This is a genomic window from Terrisporobacter petrolearius, assembly GCF_020748185.1.
Lineage (GTDB): Bacteria > Bacillota > Clostridia > Peptostreptococcales > Peptostreptococcaceae > Terrisporobacter > Terrisporobacter petrolearius.
On record NZ_JAHZMO010000192.1, the window covers coordinates 1 to 443 of the forward strand.

Here is a 443-nt window from a genome sequence, read left to right on the forward strand (position 1 = left end):
TAAAAATGAAGTTGATTATGCTACTTTAGTAAATAATGGCCATTCAACTAAAAATGGTGGCATTGTTCCTGGTTCATTTATGGTTGAAAAGGGAATTGAAAGAACAAAAGAAAATATGACAAGTGCAAAAGCAAATTTATTTGAGTGGTAGGTGATTAGTTGCTTACAAAAAGAGATATTAGAATAACAGGTAATAAAAGAAGAGAAAATGTGATTAGATATATAGATAATTTTATTAGTGAGGATAATAAACAAGGCTTTGAGGAGGCTTGTTTTTTTGTGCAACTTTTACCTGTTTCTAATAATATTGCAAATAAAGTTTTAGATACTAAAAAGATATTCATAGATATTGAATATAACCAAAAGGATAGAAAAAATAAATTAAATCTATACGACATACAAAGTAGATTAGAAAAAATATTTAACAGAAACATTAGAGTTAA

Annotated in this window: 1 protein-coding gene; it reads left to right on the forward strand. The window is 26.0% G+C overall.

What is annotated here, in order from left to right; genetic code table 11:
- Nucleotides 1–159 precede the first annotated feature (159 nt).
- Nucleotides 160–443 (forward strand): phage tail terminator family protein (locus K0040_RS20270; protein ID WP_331476392.1); only part of this gene is annotated, 284 nt, incomplete at its 3' end.